3 protein-coding genes are annotated in these 2,798 nt (G+C 54.3%); 2 read left to right on the forward strand and 1 reads right to left on the reverse strand.

All coding sequences use genetic code 11. The features are described from left to right. Positions 1–418 (reverse strand): DnaJ domain-containing protein (locus tag NW852_RS00300; protein WP_414426375.1); only part of this gene is annotated, 418 nt, incomplete at its 3' end. A gap of 338 nt (positions 419–756) precedes the next feature. Here NW852_RS00300 and NW852_RS00305 point away from each other — a divergent pair. Both NW852_RS00305 and NW852_RS00310 read left to right on the forward strand, forming a co-directional pair. Further along, positions 757–1,512, forward strand: a complete 756-nt coding sequence (locus NW852_RS00305) for an ankyrin repeat domain-containing protein (protein ID WP_414366588.1) — start codon at positions 757–759, stop codon at positions 1,510–1,512. Between the two features lie 913 nt (positions 1,513–2,425). Beyond that, complete coding sequence (locus NW852_RS00310) at positions 2,426–2,782, forward strand: hypothetical protein (RefSeq protein ID WP_414372103.1); 357 nt, start codon at positions 2,426–2,428, stop codon at positions 2,780–2,782. The last annotated feature ends 16 nt before the right edge of the window (positions 2,783–2,798 follow it).

The raw sequence follows: 2,798 nt of genomic DNA on the forward strand, positions 1-2,798 counted from the left end.
AAGCCAAGATGTGGATGGCCTCGCCGGAGTTGGGAAAGCGTTTCAGGAGGGCTTCGGCCAGAGCCACTGCCGTGGGCAGCTTGCGCTCGCGCCAGGCGGCCTTAACGCGGGCAATTCCTGCCTCAAGGGAGTCCCGAGCCGGCGGTTCTGCTGAGGTGGAGTCCAATCCAGTGGTGCGCACAACCACCCGCCTTTCTCCTTTCCCAGGACTGGGCGGGGATTGTCGTTGGGCGTCGTAGCGCCGCCGCTCTTCAGGGTTGCTCAGCACTTGGTAGGCCCGATAGATCTGCTCAAATCGTTCTCGGGATCCCTCTCCTGCCACATCGGGGTGAAACTGCCGTGCCAACCGGCGAAAGGCTCGCTTGATATCTTCGCTGTCTGCTTGGGGAGACAGGTTCAGAATCGCGTAGTAGTCCATGAGCGGTGGCAGAAGGAAGGGAATTGAGAGTTGCAGAACCTGGGCCAAAAGTCAGCTCCGACCTCTGACTCTGCCGCTGATCATGGCATGTCAACCCAGGCTGAACCAAGGGATCCTCTCAGCGCTAATGCAATTGAGATGCAAGCTTGTCGAGAATGGTTCTCATGGTCAAGGCTTGATGCTGCATTGACCCTGCTGGCTGAGCACCAAGAGGCCTCTTGCGGGCAGCTACTTCAGAAGCAGGGATCCAGTGCTAGACTTTGCCCAAGCTGTAAAGCCTAGACTTTGCCTATTCCTAACTCTCCCTGAAGAACTTTAAGCCCTATTTCCCAGTAACTATGAGCGAAGCCCTGCACCGCGCCTTAGCCAATCAAGATCTGCAACAATTGCTGGCTTACTTGCAGCAAGGGGCAGATGTGAATGCTCCCGATTGGCAGGGGGTTACCCCGCTTCACAAAGCAATACTCATCGGCAATCTGGAGTTGTTGGACTTGCTTTTGGCTTATGGCGCTTCTGTCCACTCGGTGGATTCCAGCGGGGCTACACCCCTCCATTTGGCTGCAGCCAGCGGCCAGGTGGAAGTGGTGGAGCGGCTTCTCCAGGCAGGCAGCGAGATCGATCTGCCAGATCGCTATGGATACACTCCTCTCCATCGGGCTGCCCTAGCCGATCAGGCAGAAGTTATCAGTCTGCTGATCCAAAAAGGGGCAAACGCCTGTGGCGTTCTCCACTGGGCTACGGCTACGGGTAGGAAAAGCGTTCTAGCTCGCCTACTCTCCAAGGGGGCACCGGTGGATGCCGTTGATGAGACGGGGCGAACTCCTCTGCACGAGGCGGCCACACAAGGACACTTGGGCATCGCTCGCTTTCTCATTTTGTACGGGGCTGATGTCAACGCGCGCAACCGCTTCGGGGCAACACCCATGCACTGGGCTGCCTGGGAAGGGCATGTCCCAATCCTAGAACTTTTGCTGCAGCATGGGGCCGAATTAAACCCCCGGAATCAGGAGGGGCACACACCTTTAGCCTATGCGCAAAAGCGGCAGCACAAGCTAGCTGCCCAATGGCTGCAAGACCGAGGCGCAACCCTTTAGTTTGGCTTAAAGCTCAAGCGAGATCCTAAGTCACGCCAAACAAAAACAAGAATCTGAAAGGGTAGTTGAGGGTGTAAAAGCTATAGTCACTTTCAAAAGTGATCCCTAGCTTCCCTCTGGGATACGGGCCATGGGTGAGGGGTGGAAAAAGGGTCTAGGGGTAAGAGCAAGGAACACCTTAGATTGTATCTCCATTCGTAAGGGATCCCTACTTCTTGGGAGACAAGAGATAGAGACAGAAAAGGAGAGAGGATGTTAGGTTTCCTCTCTCCGATCTCTTCGTCGCGGTTAGCGTTAACGCCATCTAAATTCTAATCGATAAGTCGCACCTGATTCAATCCTTTTCTCCAAATTTTAATCTTCTTTCAGAATCATTTTTTAGAGAACAAAACAAGGACGGAACAGCTAGCTTGTTCCGAAAACATCCGTTTATCTCCTTAGAAGATTTATAGCCATTCCAAATAACTCAAGATACTTCCCCAGCGCTTCACGCCGCTTCCGCTTGCTAGCCCGCCGACGCAAGCGCAATCACCCTCGACTGCTACCTCCTCCTTCAACACGGTGTTGGCGGAAAACCTCCCTCCCCTGTTAATTGATGTTTAGTCTCATTAGATTAAAACCTCAACTTTGAGGGGAAAGGAGGAAAAGGGATCCCTGCCAAACGCAGGATGGCCAGTTCCGCCGGCGCGGGATCCCCGCTCTATCCAAGACAAGAGAGGAAGACTGATGGATTTGACTCCACCACTCACCTGAGTGACAGGATAGCACTATTGAGATCAAGTTGCAATATATCCCCGGAGCATACGGGGCACTCTTTGATAGAGACTTGCATCAAACTGAGTGAGTCTGGTAGAGTACTTGGCTAAAGTAGTTGGAAAAAATTTGCAGCTAGGTCTTTGCAGGTCACGGAGTGATGAGCATGACATGGCAACAGGTGCAGGCGGGAGTGTGGTGTCGGCAGTTGGGGCAACTGGCGCCCCAGTGGTGGCTGGGGTGGAGTCCTAGGCAGGGCTTCCAGCTCTATCGCCAAGAGTCCCTACCTTCTCTCTCCGCTTTGCGGATGCGCTACCAAGAGCAGGATGGCTGGCTGGATGTGTTTTTCGGAGAAGCCGAGCAGCATCCCCAGCAGCGGCACAGCCTCTTAGACGCAACGGCGCGGGTGGCTTTGCACTACTTGCCGGAAGATCTAGCTCAGATTCGCTCCCTGAAGTGTCCTCACGAGCGCATTCCTCTGGAGCTTTGGCAGCGGCTAACCCAGCAACGGAGTTAAGGTCTACCAGAATCCT

Source organism: Synechococcus sp. H60.1 (assembly GCF_047462335.1).
Taxonomy (GTDB): Bacteria; Cyanobacteriota; Cyanobacteriia; order Thermostichales; family Thermostichaceae; genus Thermostichus.

Excerpts from the sequence above, each read along its gene's own strand:
- NW852_RS00305 (WP_414366588.1), top strand. The coding sequence starts at position 757 with ATGAGCGAAGCCCTGCACCGCGCCTTAGCCAATCAAGATCTGCAACAA.
- NW852_RS00310 (WP_414372103.1), top strand. The coding sequence starts at position 2,426 with ATGAGCATGACATGGCAACAGGTGCAGGCGGGAGTGTGGTGTCGGCAG.